20 protein-coding genes and 1 pseudogene are annotated in these 15,485 nt (G+C 72.4%); 12 read left to right on the forward strand and 9 right to left on the reverse strand.

Annotation, left to right across the window (positions count from 1 at the left end):
* Positions 1–165: 165 nt before the first annotated feature.
* The 3 genes from ACTMTB_RS05045 (at position 166) to ACTMTB_RS05055 (ending at position 1,812) form a co-directional block, all read left to right on the forward strand.
* On the forward strand, positions 166–1,260 hold the full coding sequence (locus ACTMTB_RS05045) for a 3-deoxy-7-phosphoheptulonate synthase (protein ID WP_441142804.1): 1,095 nt from the start codon (positions 166–168) through the stop codon (positions 1,258–1,260).
* A gap of 68 nt (positions 1,261–1,328) precedes the next feature.
* The gene (locus tag ACTMTB_RS05050) at positions 1,329–1,553 is read left to right on the forward strand and encodes a hypothetical protein (RefSeq protein ID WP_334571487.1); all 225 of its coding nucleotides are present in this window, start codon (positions 1,329–1,331) and stop codon (positions 1,551–1,553) included.
* A 46-nt stretch (positions 1,554–1,599) separates the two neighbouring features.
* Positions 1,600–1,812, forward strand: a complete 213-nt coding sequence (locus ACTMTB_RS05055; RefSeq protein WP_441142807.1) for a hypothetical protein — start codon at positions 1,600–1,602, stop codon at positions 1,810–1,812.
* A 53-nt stretch (positions 1,813–1,865) separates the two neighbouring features.
* On the opposite strand, the gene ACTMTB_RS05060 is transcribed toward ACTMTB_RS05055, so the two are convergent.
* From ACTMTB_RS05060 to ACTMTB_RS05070, 3 genes are read right to left on the reverse strand one after another with little or no spacing between them, the layout of a single operon-like run.
* On the reverse strand, positions 1,866–2,408 hold the full coding sequence (locus tag ACTMTB_RS05060) for a DUF1360 domain-containing protein (RefSeq protein WP_441142809.1): 543 nt from the start codon (positions 2,406–2,408) through the stop codon (positions 1,866–1,868).
* Positions 2,409–2,438: 30 nt separating this feature from the next.
* Positions 2,439–2,762: a hypothetical protein gene (locus ACTMTB_RS05065; RefSeq protein ID WP_350799688.1), complete on the reverse strand. Its 324-nt coding sequence runs from the start codon at positions 2,760–2,762 to the stop codon at positions 2,439–2,441.
* Positions 2,762–3,082 (reverse strand): DUF6158 family protein, encoded by a 321-nt coding sequence (locus ACTMTB_RS05070; protein WP_441142811.1) that lies wholly within the window; start codon positions 3,080–3,082, stop codon positions 2,762–2,764. Before ACTMTB_RS05070 ends, ACTMTB_RS05065 begins: the two co-directional genes overlap by 1 nt.
* Before the next feature lie 117 nt (positions 3,083–3,199).
* Here ACTMTB_RS05070 and ACTMTB_RS05075 point away from each other — a divergent pair, with 117 nt between their 5' ends.
* Both ACTMTB_RS05075 and ACTMTB_RS05080 read left to right on the forward strand, forming a co-directional pair.
* Complete coding sequence (locus ACTMTB_RS05075; RefSeq protein WP_441142813.1) at positions 3,200–3,604, forward strand: hypothetical protein; 405 nt, start codon at positions 3,200–3,202, stop codon at positions 3,602–3,604.
* Between the two features lie 25 nt (positions 3,605–3,629).
* Entirely contained in the window at positions 3,630–3,959 is a 330-nt protein-coding gene (locus ACTMTB_RS05080) for a DUF3817 domain-containing protein (RefSeq protein WP_210775676.1), read from the forward strand.
* A gap of 18 nt (positions 3,960–3,977) precedes the next feature.
* Here ACTMTB_RS05080 and ACTMTB_RS05085 read toward each other — a convergent pair whose 3' ends face one another.
* Positions 3,978–4,505: a DUF6232 family protein gene (locus ACTMTB_RS05085; protein ID WP_441142816.1), complete on the reverse strand. Its 528-nt coding sequence runs from the start codon at positions 4,503–4,505 to the stop codon at positions 3,978–3,980.
* Positions 4,506–4,997: 492 nt separating this feature from the next.
* Between ACTMTB_RS05085 and ACTMTB_RS05090 the strand changes: the two genes are divergently transcribed.
* Positions 4,998–5,975, forward strand: coding sequence for an NlpC/P60 family protein (locus ACTMTB_RS05090; protein WP_441142818.1), 978 nt, complete (start codon positions 4,998–5,000; stop codon positions 5,973–5,975).
* A 72-nt stretch (positions 5,976–6,047) separates the two neighbouring features.
* Here the strand turns inward: ACTMTB_RS05090 and ACTMTB_RS05095 are convergent, their stop codons facing one another.
* The 3 genes from ACTMTB_RS05095 to ACTMTB_RS05105 all read right to left on the reverse strand — a co-directional run bounded on the left by ACTMTB_RS05095 (position 6,048) and on the right by ACTMTB_RS05105 (position 9,351).
* Positions 6,048–7,037, reverse strand: a complete 990-nt coding sequence (locus tag ACTMTB_RS05095) for a sigma-70 family RNA polymerase sigma factor (protein ID WP_210775679.1) — start codon at positions 7,035–7,037, stop codon at positions 6,048–6,050.
* Between the two features lie 452 nt (positions 7,038–7,489).
* Positions 7,490–8,440, reverse strand: coding sequence for an N-acetylmuramic acid 6-phosphate etherase (gene murQ, locus ACTMTB_RS05100; protein WP_280836066.1), 951 nt, complete (start codon positions 8,438–8,440; stop codon positions 7,490–7,492).
* On the reverse strand, positions 8,437–9,351 hold the full coding sequence (locus ACTMTB_RS05105; RefSeq protein ID WP_334571474.1) for a MurR/RpiR family transcriptional regulator: 915 nt from the start codon (positions 9,349–9,351) through the stop codon (positions 8,437–8,439). Before ACTMTB_RS05105 ends, murQ begins: the two co-directional genes overlap by 4 nt.
* A 159-nt stretch (positions 9,352–9,510) precedes the next feature.
* Between ACTMTB_RS05105 and ACTMTB_RS05110 the strand changes: the two genes are divergently transcribed.
* The gene (locus ACTMTB_RS05110; RefSeq protein WP_441142821.1) at positions 9,511–10,203 is read left to right on the forward strand and encodes an SDR family NAD(P)-dependent oxidoreductase; all 693 of its coding nucleotides are present in this window, start codon (positions 9,511–9,513) and stop codon (positions 10,201–10,203) included.
* Here ACTMTB_RS05110 and ACTMTB_RS05115 read toward each other — a convergent pair.
* A complete protein-coding gene (locus ACTMTB_RS05115) occupies positions 10,188–10,913 on the reverse strand; it encodes a dTMP kinase (protein ID WP_441142823.1) in 726 nt (241 codons plus the stop codon). The genes ACTMTB_RS05110 and ACTMTB_RS05115 overlap by 16 nt on opposite strands.
* Positions 10,914–11,000: 87 nt before the next feature.
* Here ACTMTB_RS05115 and ACTMTB_RS05120 point away from each other — a divergent pair, with 87 nt between their 5' ends.
* The 4 genes and pseudogenes from ACTMTB_RS05120 (at position 11,001) to ACTMTB_RS05135 (ending at position 12,867) form a co-directional block, all read left to right on the forward strand.
* Positions 11,001–11,681 carry a nucleotidyltransferase gene (locus ACTMTB_RS05120; RefSeq protein WP_441142825.1) on the forward strand — a complete coding sequence of 227 codons (681 nt, stop codon included), beginning with the start codon at positions 11,001–11,003 and terminating at the stop codon, positions 11,679–11,681.
* Positions 11,678–11,944, forward strand: a complete 267-nt coding sequence (locus tag ACTMTB_RS05125; RefSeq protein WP_088960633.1) for a hypothetical protein — start codon at positions 11,678–11,680, stop codon at positions 11,942–11,944. Before ACTMTB_RS05120 ends, ACTMTB_RS05125 begins: the two co-directional genes overlap by 4 nt.
* Positions 11,945–11,957: 13 nt before the next feature.
* Positions 11,958–12,733, forward strand: a pseudogene (locus ACTMTB_RS05130) (metallophosphoesterase family protein).
* Positions 12,724–12,867, forward strand: a complete 144-nt coding sequence (locus ACTMTB_RS05135; protein WP_165947907.1) for a GPGG-motif small membrane protein — start codon at positions 12,724–12,726, stop codon at positions 12,865–12,867. Before ACTMTB_RS05130 ends, ACTMTB_RS05135 begins: the two are co-directional and overlap by 10 nt.
* Positions 12,868–13,048: 181 nt before the next feature.
* On the opposite strand, the gene ACTMTB_RS05140 is transcribed toward ACTMTB_RS05135, so the two are convergent.
* Positions 13,049–13,825: a peptidoglycan DD-metalloendopeptidase family protein gene (locus ACTMTB_RS05140; protein ID WP_441142828.1), complete on the reverse strand. Its 777-nt coding sequence runs from the start codon at positions 13,823–13,825 to the stop codon at positions 13,049–13,051.
* Between the two features lie 261 nt (positions 13,826–14,086).
* Here ACTMTB_RS05140 and ACTMTB_RS05145 point away from each other — a divergent pair, with 261 nt between their 5' ends.
* Positions 14,087–15,427 carry an ABC transporter substrate-binding protein gene (locus ACTMTB_RS05145; protein ID WP_238449322.1) on the forward strand — a complete coding sequence of 447 codons (1,341 nt, stop codon included), beginning with the start codon at positions 14,087–14,089 and terminating at the stop codon, positions 15,425–15,427.
* Positions 15,428–15,485 lie beyond the last annotated feature (58 nt).

The raw sequence follows: 15,485 nt of genomic DNA on the forward strand, positions 1-15,485 counted from the left end.
CGTATCGATGGTTTAGGCAGCCGGCTCCGACGCCGGTGACCTCGCCATGAGCTGACGTCACCTTCGTTTTCGAGCCGGCCGGGCAGGAGCTTGAAGCTCCTGCCCTTCTGCGTACGAGCAGCCGGCTCCACCCGGGTACCGGCCCCGGGCACGGTCGGCGAAAGGATGCCCACCGTGACCACCCCGGAGACCGACGCGGTCATCGACCAACGGATCGACCGCGTCGTGCCGTTGACCACGCCCGCCCTGCTCCTGCACGACCTGCCCCTGCACGCCCCGCTCGCCTCGGCCGTGCTGGCCGGCCGACGCGCGGTCGGCCGGGTGCTGGACCGCGCCGACGACCGCCTGCTGGTGGTGGTCGGCCCCTGCTCGGTGCACGACCCGGCCGCCGCCCTGGAGTACGCCCACCTGCTGCGCGAGGCCGCCGACCGGCACGCCGAGGACCTGCTGGTGGTGATGCGGGTCTACTTCGAGAAGCCGCGTTCCACGGTGGGCTGGAAGGGCCTGATCAACGACCCGGCGCTGGACGGCTCCGGCGACGTCAACCTCGGCCTGCGGACCGCCCGGGCGCTGCTGCTCGACGTGCTCCGCCTCGGCCTGCCGGTGGGCTGCGAGTTCCTGGACCCGATCACCCCGCAGTACATCGCCGACACGGTGGCCTGGGGCGCGATCGGCGCCCGGACGGTGGAGAGCCAGGTGCACCGGCAGCTCGCCTCCGGGCTGTCCATGCCGATCGGCATGAAGAACCGCCCGGACGGCAGCATCGGCACGGCGGTGGACGCGATCCGGGCGGCCGGCGTGCCGCACGTCTTCCCCGGCATCGACGTCTCCGGCACCCCGGCGATCATGCACACCCGGGGCAACGCCGACGGGCACCTGGTGCTGCGCGGCGGCGGTGGCCGGCCGAACTACGACGCGGAGTCGGTGGCGGGCGCGCTGGACCTGCTGCGGGCCGCCGGCCTGCCCGAGCGGTTGGTGGTCGACGCCAGCCACGCCAACAGCGGCAAGGACCACCGCAACCAGCCGAAGGTCGCCGCCGACGTGGCCGCCCAGCTCGCCGCCGGGCAGCGCGGGATCGTCGGCATCATGCTGGAGAGCTTCCTGCTCGACGGCCGCCAGGACCTGGACCCGACCCGGGAGCTGACCTACGGGCGCTCGGTCACCGACGCCTGCATCGGCTGGGACACCACCGCCGAGGTCCTGGACCACCTGGCCGCCGCCGTCCGCGCCCGCCGGGCGGCCCTGCCCACCCCCGCCTGAGCGGGTGTCGGGAGACCCGACAGCCTCTGCACGGGTTTGGGCGATTCGGGTGGGGGTAGCTGGGCGGAGTGACCGATGACGCACCGGTGACCGACGAGGTCGACACCCGGCAGCTCGACGAGCTGCTCGACGACATCTACCACGGCCAGGAGCGGATCAGCCAGGCGGACATCTACCGCCGGGCGGTCGCCGCGGAGCTGCCGCCGACGCTGCTCTCCCGGATCGCCGCGCTTCCGCAGGGCGAGTACGCGGCGGACGAGGTGGCCGACCTGCTGGGCGGTTCGGTGGCCTGAGCGCGCGGCGCACGGGGGTGGACGAGGACGACGAGAGGACGACGGCATGACGCACCACGAGGGGCATGAGCACGAGTCCGTGCCGGCGCTCGGCCAGCCCCCGGAGGGCCGGGACACCACCCCCGAGCCGGACTTCGCCAACGAGCACGACCGCACCGCGGTCGACCGCGACGTGATCACCGACGAGGACGCCGACGAGCGTGAGCCGGAGGCCTCGCGCGGCTGGGCCGGCGAGGACCACGGCACCACCCCGACCTGAGCGGGACGACGCGAAAGAGGGCCGGCACCGCCGGCCCTCTTCGCGCGTACGGGTCACTCCTCGTCGTGCTCCCCGCCCTCGGCGGCCCGCTGGGCGACGGCGTACCCCATCTGGAGGAAGTCCGAGGCGGCGACGGCGGTCAGCGCGGTGGCCACCAGCCGGGTCAGCCGGGGCGCGAGCACCAGGCCGCCGGTGAGGCCGGTGGCGACCCAGACGGCCAGGCAGAACGGGCAGCTCAGCAGCTCGCCGATGGCGTGCCGGGTCGAGCTGCCCCGGTCGCGGACGTGTTCCATCACCTCGCCGCTGCCGGTCGGGTGGTCGTAACGGGTGAACGGGGCCCGCAACGGGCTGGTGATCGCGTCCTTGGAGAGCAACCGGCTGAGCTTGTGCGTGGCGATGGAGAGCAGCACCACGTCGGCCGGGGCGGGACGGTCGGGCACCGGCCGGCCGGTCGCCCGCACCAGGCCGGCCAGGGACGCGGTGACGGTGGCGTACGTGCCCATCGCGGCCAGGTAACCGCCCAGCGGCCGGTGCTCGTGCGGCGCGTACGCCTGGCGCAGCCGCGCCACCTTCTGCTTCAGCCCGCCCTGGGTCACTACGTCTCCTCGTTTCTCGTCACGTTCCGCTCATCCCGCGGTCAGGTTGTCGGCCACCTCGCGGGCGAGGTTGGTAAGGGTCTCGTCGGCCAGGCCGTCGTCCCCGCCGGTCAGGTCGAGGCGGACCCGGGACCCGCCGGCGTCGGCCGGCTCCACCTGGATCTCCGCCGACCACCCGGGGGCGGAGTCGCTGCTCCACCGGGCCCGCAGGTCGTCGGCGCTGGCCTGGGGGTGCTCCCCACCGTCGGACCGAAGCGGCTCCGGCAGCCAGGCCGAGGCCCGGTCCGGGTCGGTCGCGGTGTTGAACACCACCTCGGGCGGCGCGGACATCCCCCGCTCGGCGTGCGTGCCCATCAGGCGTCCCGCAGCCGGCTCGGATCCACCTCGCGCCCGGGGTGCCGGGCCAGGTACTCGGTCTCCAGTTCGGCGGTGCGGCGCAGGTGGTGGGCGAGCGCGGAGTCGGCCGCGTGGCGCAGCGTGTCCAGCCGGGTGCGGTGCAGGCTCTGCATCTCCCGGATCAGGTCCTCGTCGTCCAGCTCCGCCGGGTCCACCCCGAGCAGCTCTCCGTCGACGTGCGCGCCGGTGGCCGACGTGTCGCGGGCGTGGTCGCCGTCCCACTCCGTCATCCGCTGCTCCGGGCTGACGTCACCGGACTGGCGTACTGATTCGGTCATGTCGCCCCCTCGGGCTCGTTCGGGCTGGCAGCTAAACGGATGCCCAGCCGGGGTGTCACCAAACCCTCCTACGACACCGCGTCGGAGACGCCCGGCCGTCCCGGTACGCTCAATGCCATGAAACGGCTCTGGACACCGGCGTGGATCGCCCGCCACGTGGCCATGGTCGTGCTGGTCGTCGGGTTCCTGGCGCTGGGCTGGTGGCAGATCAGCCGGGCGGCCTCGGGCAACACGCTGAGCTGGGCGTACGCCGTGGAGTGGCCGATCTTCGCCGGCTTCGTGGTCTTCGTCTGGTGGCGTGAGGTCCGGCACACGCTGCGCGGCCCGGCCGCCGCCGCGCCGGAGACGGCCGGTGGCGCCGCGCCGGATCCGGGCGCCCCGGGGGTACGCCGCCCGGTGCGGGTGGCCCGGGTGCCGGCCGCGGTCGACGCCCCGGACGACGCGGACCTGACCGAGTACAACCGCTACCTGACATGGTTGAACGCCAATCCGGGCGCGAGGCCCGGTGACTATCCCGGCTGAGGCCGGTGCGGAAGGACGGACGACGGTGGGCGGAGCCCTTACCCGGTACCGCGTGATCGCCTGGATCGTGGGCGTGGCGCTGGCCGTGCTGGTGCTGATCGGCATGCCGCTGAAGTACGCGTTCGACGAGCCGATCGTGGTGGCGGTCGTCGGCACCGCGCACGGCTGGCTCTACATGCTGTACCTGGCCGCCACCTTCGACCTGGGCCGCCGGGTGAACTGGCCGCTCAAGCGGATGCTGCTGGTGATGCTCGCCGGCACGGTGCCGTTCGTGTCGTTCGTCGCCGAGCGCAGGGTCACCCGGGATCTCGCCGCCCGGCAGCCGCAGGCCCCGGAGCCGGTCGCCGCGCGCTAGGCCCGTGCGGGCGGCGACCTAGGCCCGTCGGGGCTGCGGTCGCCAGTAGCCGGCCGCGGCGGCCGGGTCCTCCGCGTCGGGATACGGGTGCAGTTCCCGGGCCTGGTTCAACGCCCGGCTGACCTGCCCGAACTGCCGCTCGTCGTCGCTGCTGAACAGCAGCACCTCGACGCCGCCGCAGTGCCCCCACAGCTCGTACGCCGGCGGCCGCCAGCGGTCGCCGGCCAGCGCCAGCAGCACCGGCAGCAGGAACACCACCCCGAGGGTCAGGTACGCCCCGGCGGTGAGCCGTTGCAGCCCACCGGTGAAGCCGAGCAGCACGCCGACGCCGGTGATCAGGGTGGCGGTCACCGCGACGGCGCGCACGGCCAGCCGGTCGTGCGGCCCGCGCCCCACCCGCAGGTGGGTGAGGTCGGCGACGGCGAAGGTGTTCCGACCGACGGTGAACCGTTCGGTGGTCACCACGATCCCCGGGCGCGCGTAGAGCAGGGTCGTCCCGCGCGACGAGCGCGGCGGGCGGGTGGCGGAGCGGTCTGCCTGCTGCACGGCATCCTCCCAGGGGCCGGCGGCGTCGGCTCTCCCACCGCCCCGTGCCTGCTCACGGCGGGATTCCCGGCACCGGGTTCCATTCTGTTGCCCGCCCGCCAGCCGTGCCGGTCGGATTCCCGCCTCCGCCGCGCCCGGCCGATCAGGGCCGCCCGCATCTGGCGTCCATTTCGGGTTTGTCCGGCGGTCGTCGCTCACGTGCCACGACATCCGCCCAGAACGACGAATCCGGCGCAAGCGACCAAGAGCGACGAAGCACCCGCGACACGCCGCACGCCACGGCACAACGGCGTCAGGGGATGTCACGCTGCGCAGCGGCCTTTCCTGCCCCTTTGCCAACTTTCGCCCCGGCTTCCTCTGCGCGTCACTCCCGTCCCGGGTTACGTTGGGCGGGCCGGCGCGGTCGGCCGCCATCCGTCCGGATGGCCCCGAGCCGGTGCCGTCGGGGGCGTCAGCATCCCCCGAGGGCCCGTGGAGAGGAGCCTTCCGCTCTTGTCGTCCTTACGGATGCTGGTGCGAACGCTCACGGTCGCCGGCCTCACGGCCGCGCTGATCGCCCCGTCGTCGGTGGCTCGGGCCGAGCCGTCGGTGGCCGAGCTGACCGCACGGATCGAGAAGTCCTCGACCGAGCTGGAACGGGTCGTCGAGTCCTACAACAAGCTCAACGAGGAGATCAAGGCCAACAAGAAGACCGCGGCCGCGCTGCACGCGCGGATCGGCCCGCTGGAGGAGCAGACCGCGCGGAGCCGGGCGGACGTCGGGCACATGGCCGTCACCGCGTACAAGACCGGCGGCCTGCGGACCGCGCAGGCGCTGCTGGAACCGGGCGGGTCCGCCTCCCTGCTGGACCGGCTCAGCACGATCGACCGGCTCACCCGGGAACGCCAGGACCGCATCGCCGGCTTCACCACCAGCCAACGCAGGTTGGTCGACGAGAAGAACCGGCTGGACGCGACGCTGGCCCGGGAGGCCGCACAGGCGCGCAGCATCGCGAACACCAGGAAGAAGATCGAGCGCGACCTGGCCCGCCTCTACGAGCTGCGCCGGGCGGCGTACGGCCAGGCCACCGAGGCGCCGAGCCCGCGGCCGGCCGCCCGCTCCGCCCCCGACGCACCCGCCGTGGCGGGCAGCGCCGGGGTGGCCGTGCGCTACGCGTACGGGGCGATCGGCAAGCCGTACGTCTGGGGTGCCGACGGTCCCAACGGTTACGACTGTTCCGGCCTCACCTCGGCCGCCTGGCGGGCGGCGGGAAAGTCCCTGCCGCACAACACCCGGATGCAGTGGGGTGTGGTGACCCACATCGGCCGCGGTGATCTCCGCCCGGGAGACCTGGTCTTCTACAGCGGCCTGGGCCACATGGCCCTGTACGTCGGTGGCGGCCAGATCATCGACGCGCCCAGCGCCGGGCGCAACGTGCTCAAGCGGGACATGGACATCATGCCGATCCAGGGCTACGGCCGGGTCCGCTGACCCCGTCCCGGCACGGCGAACGGCCGGCGTCCCCCTATCGGACGCCGGCCGTTCGCCGTCATTACTACCAGGTCAGGCTGCCTGCAGCCCCTCGGCGCGGGCCAGCTCACGGAGCCGGCCGAGGGCCTGGATCTCCAGCTGGCGGATCCGCTCCCGGGAGAGCGAGAAGCGCGACGCGACCTCGGTGAGCGAGTGCTCCCGACCGTCCTCGAGCCCGTACCGGGCCCGCATGATGCCGGCCGACCGGTCGTCGAGGTGGTTGAGCAGACCCTCGATCCGCTGCCGCTCCAGGCCGGTGAGGACGATCTCCTCCGGCGACGGGGCGTCGCTGTCGGCGACCAGGTCACCGAGCTTGGTGTCGCCGTCGTCGCCGACCGGGGTGTCCAGCGACACCGTGTCCTGCGACCAGCGGACCAGCTCGTTGACCCGCTCGACGGTGACGCCGAGGGCCGCCGCGATCTGCTCCGGCTCCGGGTCGCTGCCCAGCTCACGGGTGAGCTGCCGGGCCACGTTGCGCATCCGGTTGACGTCCTCGACCAGGTGCACCGGCAGTCGCACGGTCCGCTCCTGCTGGGCGATCGCCCGGCTGATGGCCTGACGGATCCACCAGGTCGCGTACGTCGAGAACTTGTAGCCGCGCTCGTAGTCGAACTTCTCCACCGCGCGGACCAGGCCGGTGTTGCCCTCCTGGATCAGATCCAGCATGGGCATCCCGGACCGGACGTAGCGGCGGGCGATCGAGACGACCAGCCGCAGGTTGGCCCGGATGAAGAGATCCTTGGCGCGCTCGCCCTCGACGACCAGGCGCTCCAGGTCGTCCCGGTCGACGCCCTCGGGGACGCGGTCCTCGGCGAGCAGGTGCTCGGCGTACAGGCCGGCCTCGATGGCCTTGGAGAGATCAACCTCCTTGGCGGCGTCCAGCAGCGGCGTCCGGGAGATCTCGTGAAGGTAGACGCCGACCAGGTCGCGCTCCTCGGCGACCTCGTCGGTCCGCATGCCGATGTTCTTGTCCACGTTGCCCACGGTCCCCTCGCTCGCGCCGGTTGCCCGGTTCCTTGCCATCCCCACGTCCATCGGCCCTCCCCCGTAACCTCCGCTGTGCCCGTCGGTGCTGACACCTACACAACAGATGAGACGTGTCGGGGATTCCATGTCGTGAGTCGAAAGTGTCACGAATGCCTGAGTATCAGCTGTAAGCCAAGTCCACGTTTGCTGTCAGCGCCCATTCGGGGCTCACCGACTCCGCACCACGAACAGGCTGGCGGATCAGGGGAAATCGACCTCCGCCCCTGGCAATCGCACCATTGCGACCCCAACGACGCAGCGACCCTCGTCACCGCCCGGCTGCGATCCTGGTCACTGCCAGATACGCGCCGGTGTACCGGTCGGTTCATCCGCTCCGGGATTGATTACCCCGCCCCCTGGACAACAATCCGGGGCGTGTGGGACGTCCCATCCGCGACGTGTTCCGCGTCTCACCCGGCCGTGGGCGGGCCGGGGGGCGGCGGAGGGGGTCAGGAGGCGAGCAGGGCGAGCGCGCCGCGCACCTGGTGCGCGCTGCGGGCCAGGGCCGCCCGGGCGGCGGACACCTCGGCCCCGGAGACCAGCGAGACCAGGGCGGTCTTGAGATCGCCGGCGGCCTCGTGCAGGGCCCGCCGGCAGATCTCCTCCGAGCAGTTGGTGGCCTCCATCAGGATGGAGATCATCCGCCCGCGCAGCTTCGCGTTGGTGGCCACCATGTCGATCATGAGGTTCGAGTAGACCCGGCCGAGGCGCACCATCACGGCCGTGGAGAAGCTGTTCAGCACCAGCTTCTGCGCGGTGCCCGCCTTCATCCGGGTCGACCCGGTGACCACCTCCGGTCCCGTGTCCACCCCGATGAACACGTCGACCGAGGAGGCGGCCTGCGCCTCCGGGTTCGCACAGAGCAGCACCGTGGCGGCGCCCTGCGCCCGGGCTGCGGCGAGCGCCCCGAGGACGTACGGGGTGCGCCCGCTGGCCGCCAGGCCGACGACCAGGTCGCCCGGTCGTACGCACTCGGCCGCCTCGGCGGCACCGCCCCGCTCGTCGTCCTCGGCGTCCTCGACGGCGCGCCACATCGCGTCCGGGCCGCCGGCCAGGTGGGCGCAGAACCAGTCCCGCGGGGAGTTGAAGGTGGGGGCCAGCTCGGCGGCGTCGAGCACCCCGAGCCGGCCGGAGGTGCCGGCGCCGAAGTAGTGCACCCGGTGCCCGCCGCGCAGGGCCGCGACGGCCAGGTCGACGGCCGCGGCGATCTCGTCGAGGACGGCCGCGACGGCGGCCGGCACCCGGCGGTCGGCGTCGTTGATGACGGTGAGCACGTCCCGGGTCGACATCAGGTCGAGGTCGGCGCTGTCCGGGTTGCGACGCTCGGTCGGCGCGCCCACCCGGACCACCGGTCGGGCCACGGTCGCCGCCTCGTCCGGCTCCACCCGACCGGCGGTCACCCGCGCCTCCGACCCGGGCCGACCCGGTGCGACTGGACCGCCTCGGCGGTCGCCTCCAGGGCCTTGCGGGCGCGCGCCCGGTTCCGCGCGGCCACCCCGACGAAGAGCACGTCGACGACGGTGAGCTGGGCGAGCCGGCTGGCCATCGCGCCGGAGCGGTAGGTCGTCTCGCGGGCCGCGGTGGTGAGCACGAAGTCGGCCACCTCGGTGATCGGCGAGCGGGGGAAGTTGGTCAGCGCGACGGTCGCGGCGCCCCGCGCCCGGGCCTGCTCCAGCACCTCGATGACGTCGGAGGTGGTGCCGGTGTGCGAGATGCCGACGGCGACGTCGCCCTTGCCGAGCAGCGCGGCGGAGGTCAGCGCGGTGTGGATGTCCGGGAAGTAGAAGGCGGTGCGGCCGATGCGGTGCAGCTTCTGCTGGAAGTCCGAGGCGACGAAGCCGCTGGCGGCGGCGCCGTAGACGTCGATGCGGCCGGCGGCGGCGATGGTGTCGACCACCCGCTCGCAGACCGCCGGGTCGAGCTGCTCGGCGGTCTCCTCGACAGCCCGGGCGTCGTTGAACGCGATGGTGGCGATGATCTGCGCCAGGTCCGCGCCGGGCGGGATGTCACCACCGACGACCCGGGCGTCCGGCGGCTCGACCCGGCGGGCGGCCTCGGCGGCGAGCCGGATCCGCAACTGGGGGTAACCGTCCATGCCGACCGACCGGCAGAACCGGATGACGGTGGCCTCGGATGTCTCCGCGGCGGTGGCGAGATCGGTGATGGTCCGCCGCGCGGCGTCGGCCGGGTCGGAGACGACCAGCCGGGCCACCCGCTGCTCGGCGGGCGACAGCGAGGGGAGCAGGCCGCTGATGTGGACGATCAGCCCACCCGGCTCGTGACTCGCAGAAATCTTCGTACTCTTCGCCACGGATGAAACTTACTTTCATGAACGGTGGCCCGTCAACCATCACCGCGCGTATCCGACAACAAGTATCCCCCGCGCGCGTCACGTTCCGGCAGCGTATGCGGTCACCACAGCATCACGCTCCCGTCCGCCGCGGTCGAACACCACGCTACGGTGTCCCGCATGGCGGATCGCAGCGTGCTGGTCACCGGCGGAACGGGCGGGCTCGGCGGGGCGGTCACCGCCGCCTTCGTCCAGGCGGGCTGGCGGGTGGTCGTACCCCAGCGGGAGAGCGCCACCGGGGCGGGGCCGGCGGCGTCCGGCCCGGTCCGGGTGACCGCGGACCTGATGGACCCGGCGGGCGTCGAGCGGGCCGTGCGGGCCGCCGCCGACGACCCGGCAGCGCCGCTGCGCGCGGTGGTCAACCTGGTCGGCGGGTACGCCAGCGGCGGCCGGGTGCACGAGACGCCGGTCGAGGAGTTCGAGCGGATGCTCTCGATCAACCTGCGGCCCACCTACCTGGTCACCCAGGCGGCACTGCCGCACCTGATCGCGGCCGGCGGCGGCGCGGTGGTCTGCGTCTCGTCCCGGGCCGCGCTCGCGCCGTTCCCAGGGGCGGCCGGGTACGCCACCGCCAAGGCGGCCGTGCTCGCCTTCGCCAACGCGGTGGCGGTCGAGTACCGGGCCTCCGGCGTCCGCTGCAACACGGTGCTGCCCAGCGTGATCGACACCCCGGCGAACCGGGCCGCCCAGCCGGGCGCCGACCACCGCCGCTGGGTGACCCCGGCCGAGATCGCCCCGGTGATCCGCTTCCTCGCCTCGGACGACTCCGCGCCGACCAGCGGGGCGGCCGTCCCGGTCTACGGGCGGGCCTGAACCGGCGACCGCCCCGGGATCGCCGCGGCGACCGGCCGGTCGGCGGCCGACGCCTCGACAGCCGGCGGGCCGGCCTCGGGCGGCAGCCAGGCCGCCAGGTGGGCGCGGATGCGCCGCGCCACGTCCTCCGGCGCGCCACCGGCGTCGACCACCACGAAGCTCGGGTACTCGGGCAGGGTGCGGTAGGCCGTGTCGGCGGCGGTCAGCCAGCCCATCGTCTCGTGGTCGTCGCCGCGCCGCTCGATCCGCCGGTACGCCTCCGCCGGGTCCACGGTGAGCAGGAAGGTGACCTGCGGGGGCGGGAAGACCCGGTAACCGACCCGGGCCAGCCGCTCCCAGCGCTGCCCGCCGTGCGCCCGGATGCTGGCGTACTGGCAGGCGGAGTAGCGGTCCATCACCGCCGTGCGGCCGGTCACCAGGCAGCTCAGCAGCGCGGCCGCGATCGCCAGCCAGCGCAGCACCGATTCCACGGCCAGCACGCCGTTGCGCCCCACCAGGCGCTGCGCGTCGGGGCGGCCGAGCCGGTTGGCGAGCCGGCCGAGCCAGCGCCGGCCGCCGGCGTTGCGGTGGTAGGTGGCGGGCCGGCCGGCCGCGGTGAGCGCGTCGGCGAGCCGGTGCGCCTGGGTCGTCTTGCCCGAGCCGTCAATGCCGATCAGGGCGACCCGGCGAAGTCGGGCCGTGCCGCCGGTCCCCCGCAATGATCTGGCCACTCTGCACAGGTTATCCGACCGGCGCTCGCCCACCGGCGGTTTGCCCGGTTGATGGCCGGGTGACCAGTCTCTGATCGCCGCCCAGGTGTGGGCGGTGGGCGGGCCGGGTACGCAACGTCATTTCCGACCGCCTGTCCACCTTCTCGACGACGGGAGAACCAGATGGCCGAGCGCGGGGACGAGAGCCTGTTGCACACCCTCAAGCGGGTCGCCGCCGTGCTCAAGCAGAACGACATCCCCTTCGCCCTCGGCGGCAGCTTCGCCGTCTACGCGCACGGCGGCCACTCCAGTGAGCACGACGTGGACTTCCTGCTCCGCGAGGAGGACATCGAACGGGCGCTGGAGGCGCTGGTCGCCGAGGGCTTCAACGCCGAGCGTCCGCCGGAGGACTGGCTGGTCAAGGTCTACGACGAGGGGCGGATGGTGGACCTGATCCACCGACCGATCGAGACCCCGGTGACCGAGGAGACCTTCGCCGACACCGTGGTGCGCCCGGTGGACGCCATCCACATGCCGGTGCTGTCCGCGACCCGGCTGATGGTGCACAAGCTGCTCAGCTTCTCGCAGCACTACTGCGACTTCGCCCGCGGCCTGCCGCTGGCCCGCTCGCTGCGGGAACAGATCGACTGGGAACGGGTACGGAAGGAGACGCGGCACTCGCCGTACGCCGAGGCGTTCCTGGTGCTGCTGGACCGGCTCGACGTGGTGCCGTACGGCGGCACGCCCGTGCCGTACGCCCGCACCCCCGAGGGAGAGGAGACACCGTGACCGAGCATGGCGCCGGCCCGCCGGACGAGTACGTCGAGGCGGAGATCCACCGGCTGCTCGCCGAGGATCCGGACGTCGCCGAGCAGGGCATCACCGTGGTCCACCGGGAACGCGGTCTGGTCCTCTACGGCGAGGTGGAAACCCCGCACCGGCGGGAGGAGATCCTCCGGCGGGTCTCGGAGCGCTTCCCGGACCTGCCGATCACCAGCGACATCGGGGTGATCCGCGCGCAGGCGCCGACCCAGGTCGAGGAGCTGCCGTGAGGAGGGCCCGACGATGATCCGGATCGCCGCCGTCGGCGACGTGCACGTGGACGAGGACGTGGTCGGCCGGTTCCGCCCGGCGCTGGAGGAGCTGCCGGACTGCGCCGACGTGCTGCTGCTCGCCGGGGACCTGACCCGGCACGGCACCGAGTCCGAGGCGCGCTGCGTGGCCCGGGAGTTCGGCGGGCTCGGGGTGCCGGTGATCACCGTGCTCGGCAACCACGACCACCAGTGCGACCAGGTGCCGCAGGTCATCAAGGTGCTGGAGGGCGCCGGGATCACCGTGCTGGAGGGGACGGGCACGGTGGTGGAGTGCGCCGGCGGCCGGCTCGGCGTGGCCGGGGTCAAGGGCTTCGGCGGTGGCTTCGCCGGCCGGTGCGCCAGCGACTTCGGGGAGCCGGAGATGAAGGCCTTCGTCCGGACGACCAACGAGAGCGCCGATGCGCTGGGCAAGGCGCTGCGCGGGCTGGACTGCGACCGGCTGGTCGCGCTCACCCACTACTCCCCCGTGCCGGACACGCTCGCCGGCGAACCGCTGGAGATCTATCCGTTCCTGGGGTCGTACCAGCTGGGTCAGGCGATCGACTCGGCGCCGACCGCGCTGGCCCTGCACGGGCACGCCCACGCGGGCACCGAGCGGGGCACCACCCCCGGCGGGGTCCGCGTCCGCAACGTCGCGCACCCCGTGATCAAGCAGGCGTACAGCATCTTCCACCTGGGCGATCACCTCGAATGATCTCCCAGGTTTCCGGGATCGGAGAGACGGGTACTCAGCCGCCATGGAGCTGATTCTCTGGATTCTCGCAGTCGTACTCGTGGTCGCCGGCATCCTCGCGCTGTTCCGCCGGCAGATCCTGTGGGGCGTCGTCCTCATCGTGGTGGGCCTGCTGGTCGGCCCGGGTGGTGTCAGCATCTTCAATTGACGCTGGTTTCGCGTCACCGGACCCGCCGGGGTCGTCGCTTCCGGAATCTCCGTCCTCCCAGACCTGGAGATGCGGCAGCGACGACCCCGGCGCCGTGCGTCCGGGGTCTGTCGCGCCCGCTGGTGGGTCGGGTTTGTGCCGTCGGCCGGACGGACGCTGCTCTACGCGCTGTCCGCGCGCCTCAGCAGCGCGGCACGTTCGGGATCCAGCCGTCGTAGCCGGTGTAGACGTACGCGTCGGAGATGAACCGGCCGGAGCCGATCCGGTCCCAGATCGAGCTGGTGCCGTACGTGCCGGTGACCGTGGTGCCGGTGGTCTGGCAGTAGATGGTCACGCTGGCCCCGTCGGCGACCGAGCCGACCGCGCTGTAGCCGGTGCCCGGGCCGGAGCGCACGGTCAGGTCCGCGCCGGCGGTGTTGACCGTGCCAGAGGCGGTGCCGCCGGAGCAGGCGTTGTCGCTGGAGTAGCTCTTGGTGCCCCAGTAGAGCGCCAGCGCGCCGTTGAACCGCACCTGGATGTCGTTGCCGTTGAGCCGCTGCTCGTAGTGCAGGTGCGGCCCGGTGGAGCCGCCGGTGCTGCCCACCCAGCCGATCACCTTGCCATAGCCGACGGTCTGGCCGACCGAGACGTTGAAGCCGTTGAGGTGGGCGTAGTAGGTGGTGTAGCCGCCGCCGTGGTCGATCCGGACGTACTTGCCGTAGCTGGTGCCGCCGAGGTCGGTGACCCGGTCGACGGTGCCGGGGGCGCTGGCCACCACCGGGTCGCCGAGGTCGTCGGTGCGGTTGAAGTCGATCGCGTACGCCGGGCTGTGGTCGGACCGGGTCTGCCCGGACCAGGACTGGCCGCAGGGGAACGGCACCTTGAACGTCGGCGCGGCCAGCGCGGGGCTCGCCGGGGCCACCAGGGCCACCGAGGCGAGCAGCGCGGCCGCGGCCAGGCTCCACCACCGTCTACGCATCCAGCACCTCCAATGTTGAGATTCTTCAATCTGCTGGGCACAGCGTGGCAGAAACCTCCATCGATGGGAAGTGGCGCTTGGTGCAGGTCGCGACTACTGCGCGGGAGCGTTCCCAGGGCCGCTGGGCGGGTTTCGGGATTGTTACCGGGCCGTGTCCGGCCAGGGCTGGACCGGAGGTGATGCAAGCGCTTACATGTGGGGACGACCATCGGACCGGCGCGACTTCGACTCCTCCACGCGCCGGCAAGGAAGGAGAACGGCATGGCGTTTGCCAGATCACGCCAGGCTCTCGCGATCGCCGGCGTACTGGGGCTGGCGCTCGGCGCCACCGCCTGCGGCACCGGCAACGACAAGAAGAGCAGCAACGCGGGCTCCGCGGAGTGCGCCGCATACGAGAAGTACCAGGGCCACGACGGCAAGAAGGTCACGATCTACTCGTCGATCCGGGACATCGAGGCCGACCGCCTGGAGCAGTCCTGGAAGCAGTTCGAGGACTGCACCGGCATCACGATCGACCACGAGGGCAGCGGCGAGTTCGAGGCCCAGCTGGGCGTCCGGGTCGACGGTGGCAACGCCCCCGACCTGGCCTTCATCCCCCAGCCGGGTCTGCTCAAGCGGTTCGTCGACGCGGGCAAGGTCAAGACGGTCGGCGCCGACACCAAGGCGCTGGCCGAGCAGAACTTCACCCCCGACTGGCTGAAGTACAGCACCGTCGACGGCAAGCTCTACGGCGTTCCGCTCGGCTCCAACGTCAAGTCGTACGTGTGGTACTCGCCGAAGACCTTCAAGGAGAAGGGCTGGCAGGTCCCGACCACCTGGGACGACCTGATCAAGCTCAGCGACACCATCGCGGCCAGCGGCACCAAGCCGTGGTGCGCCGGCATCGAGTCCGGTGACGCCACCGGCTGGCCGGCCACCGACTGGATCGAGGACGTCATGCTCCGGACCCAGGGTCCGGAGGTCTACGACCAGTGGACCACCCACGGCATCCCGTTCAACGACCCGAAGGTCGCCGACGCGGTGAACAAGGCCGGCACCATCCTCAAGAACGAGAAGTACGTCAACGGCGGCTTCGGCGGGGTGAAGAGCATCGCCACCACCTCCTTCCAGGAGGCGGGCGTCCCGATCACCACCGGCAAGTGCGCGCTGCACCGCCAGGCGTCCTTCTACGCCAACCAGTGGCCGCAGGGCACCAAGGTGGCCGAGGACGGCGACGTCTTCGCCTTCTACTTCCCGGCCATCGACCCGGCCAAGGGCAAGCCGGTGCTGGGTGCCGGCGAGTTCGTCGCGGGCTTCGCCGACCGTCCCGAGGTCCAGGCGGTGCAGACCTACCTGGCCTCCGGCGAGTACGTCAACAGCCGCGCCAAGATCGGCGACTGGCTGTCGGCGAACAAGAAGCTCGACCTGGCCAACGTGCCGAACCCGGTGGACAAGCTCTCCGTCGGCATCCTCCAGGACCCGAAGACCGTCTTCCGTTTCGACGGCTCGGACCTGATGCCGGCCGCGGTCGGCGCGGGCACCTTCTGGAAGGGCATGGTCGACTGGGTGAACGGCAAGGACACCGCGACCGTCCTCAACGGCATCGAGGGCAGCTGGAAGTGATCTGAGTTGGTGGCCCGGTCCGCGTCGCGGACCGGGCCACCACCGCAAACCGAGCCCT

Source organism: Micromonospora sp. L32 (assembly GCF_052068055.1).
Taxonomy (GTDB): domain Bacteria; phylum Actinomycetota; class Actinomycetes; order Mycobacteriales; family Micromonosporaceae; genus Micromonospora; species Micromonospora purpureochromogenes.

Excerpts from the sequence above, each read along its gene's own strand:
- ACTMTB_RS05145 (WP_238449322.1), top strand. The coding sequence starts at position 14,087 with ATGGCGTTTGCCAGATCACGCCAGGCTCTCGCGATCGCCGGCGTACTG.
- ACTMTB_RS05140 (WP_441142828.1), bottom strand. The coding sequence starts at position 13,825 with ATGCGTAGACGGTGGTGGAGCCTGGCCGCGGCCGCGCTGCTCGCCTCG.
- ACTMTB_RS05045 (WP_441142804.1), top strand. The coding sequence starts at position 166 with ATGCCCACCGTGACCACCCCGGAGACCGACGCGGTCATCGACCAACGG.
- ACTMTB_RS05055 (WP_441142807.1), top strand. The coding sequence starts at position 1,600 with ATGACGCACCACGAGGGGCATGAGCACGAGTCCGTGCCGGCGCTCGGC.
- ACTMTB_RS05110 (WP_441142821.1), top strand. The coding sequence starts at position 9,511 with ATGGCGGATCGCAGCGTGCTGGTCACCGGCGGAACGGGCGGGCTCGGC.
- ACTMTB_RS05070 (WP_441142811.1), bottom strand. The coding sequence starts at position 3,082 with ATGACCGAATCAGTACGCCAGTCCGGTGACGTCAGCCCGGAGCAGCGG.
- ACTMTB_RS05065 (WP_350799688.1), bottom strand. The coding sequence starts at position 2,762 with ATGGGCACGCACGCCGAGCGGGGGATGTCCGCGCCGCCCGAGGTGGTG.
- ACTMTB_RS05135 (WP_165947907.1), top strand. The coding sequence starts at position 12,724 with ATGGAGCTGATTCTCTGGATTCTCGCAGTCGTACTCGTGGTCGCCGGC.
- ACTMTB_RS05095 (WP_210775679.1), bottom strand. The coding sequence starts at position 7,037 with ATGGCAAGGAACCGGGCAACCGGCGCGAGCGAGGGGACCGTGGGCAAC.
- ACTMTB_RS05075 (WP_441142813.1), top strand. The coding sequence starts at position 3,200 with ATGAAACGGCTCTGGACACCGGCGTGGATCGCCCGCCACGTGGCCATG.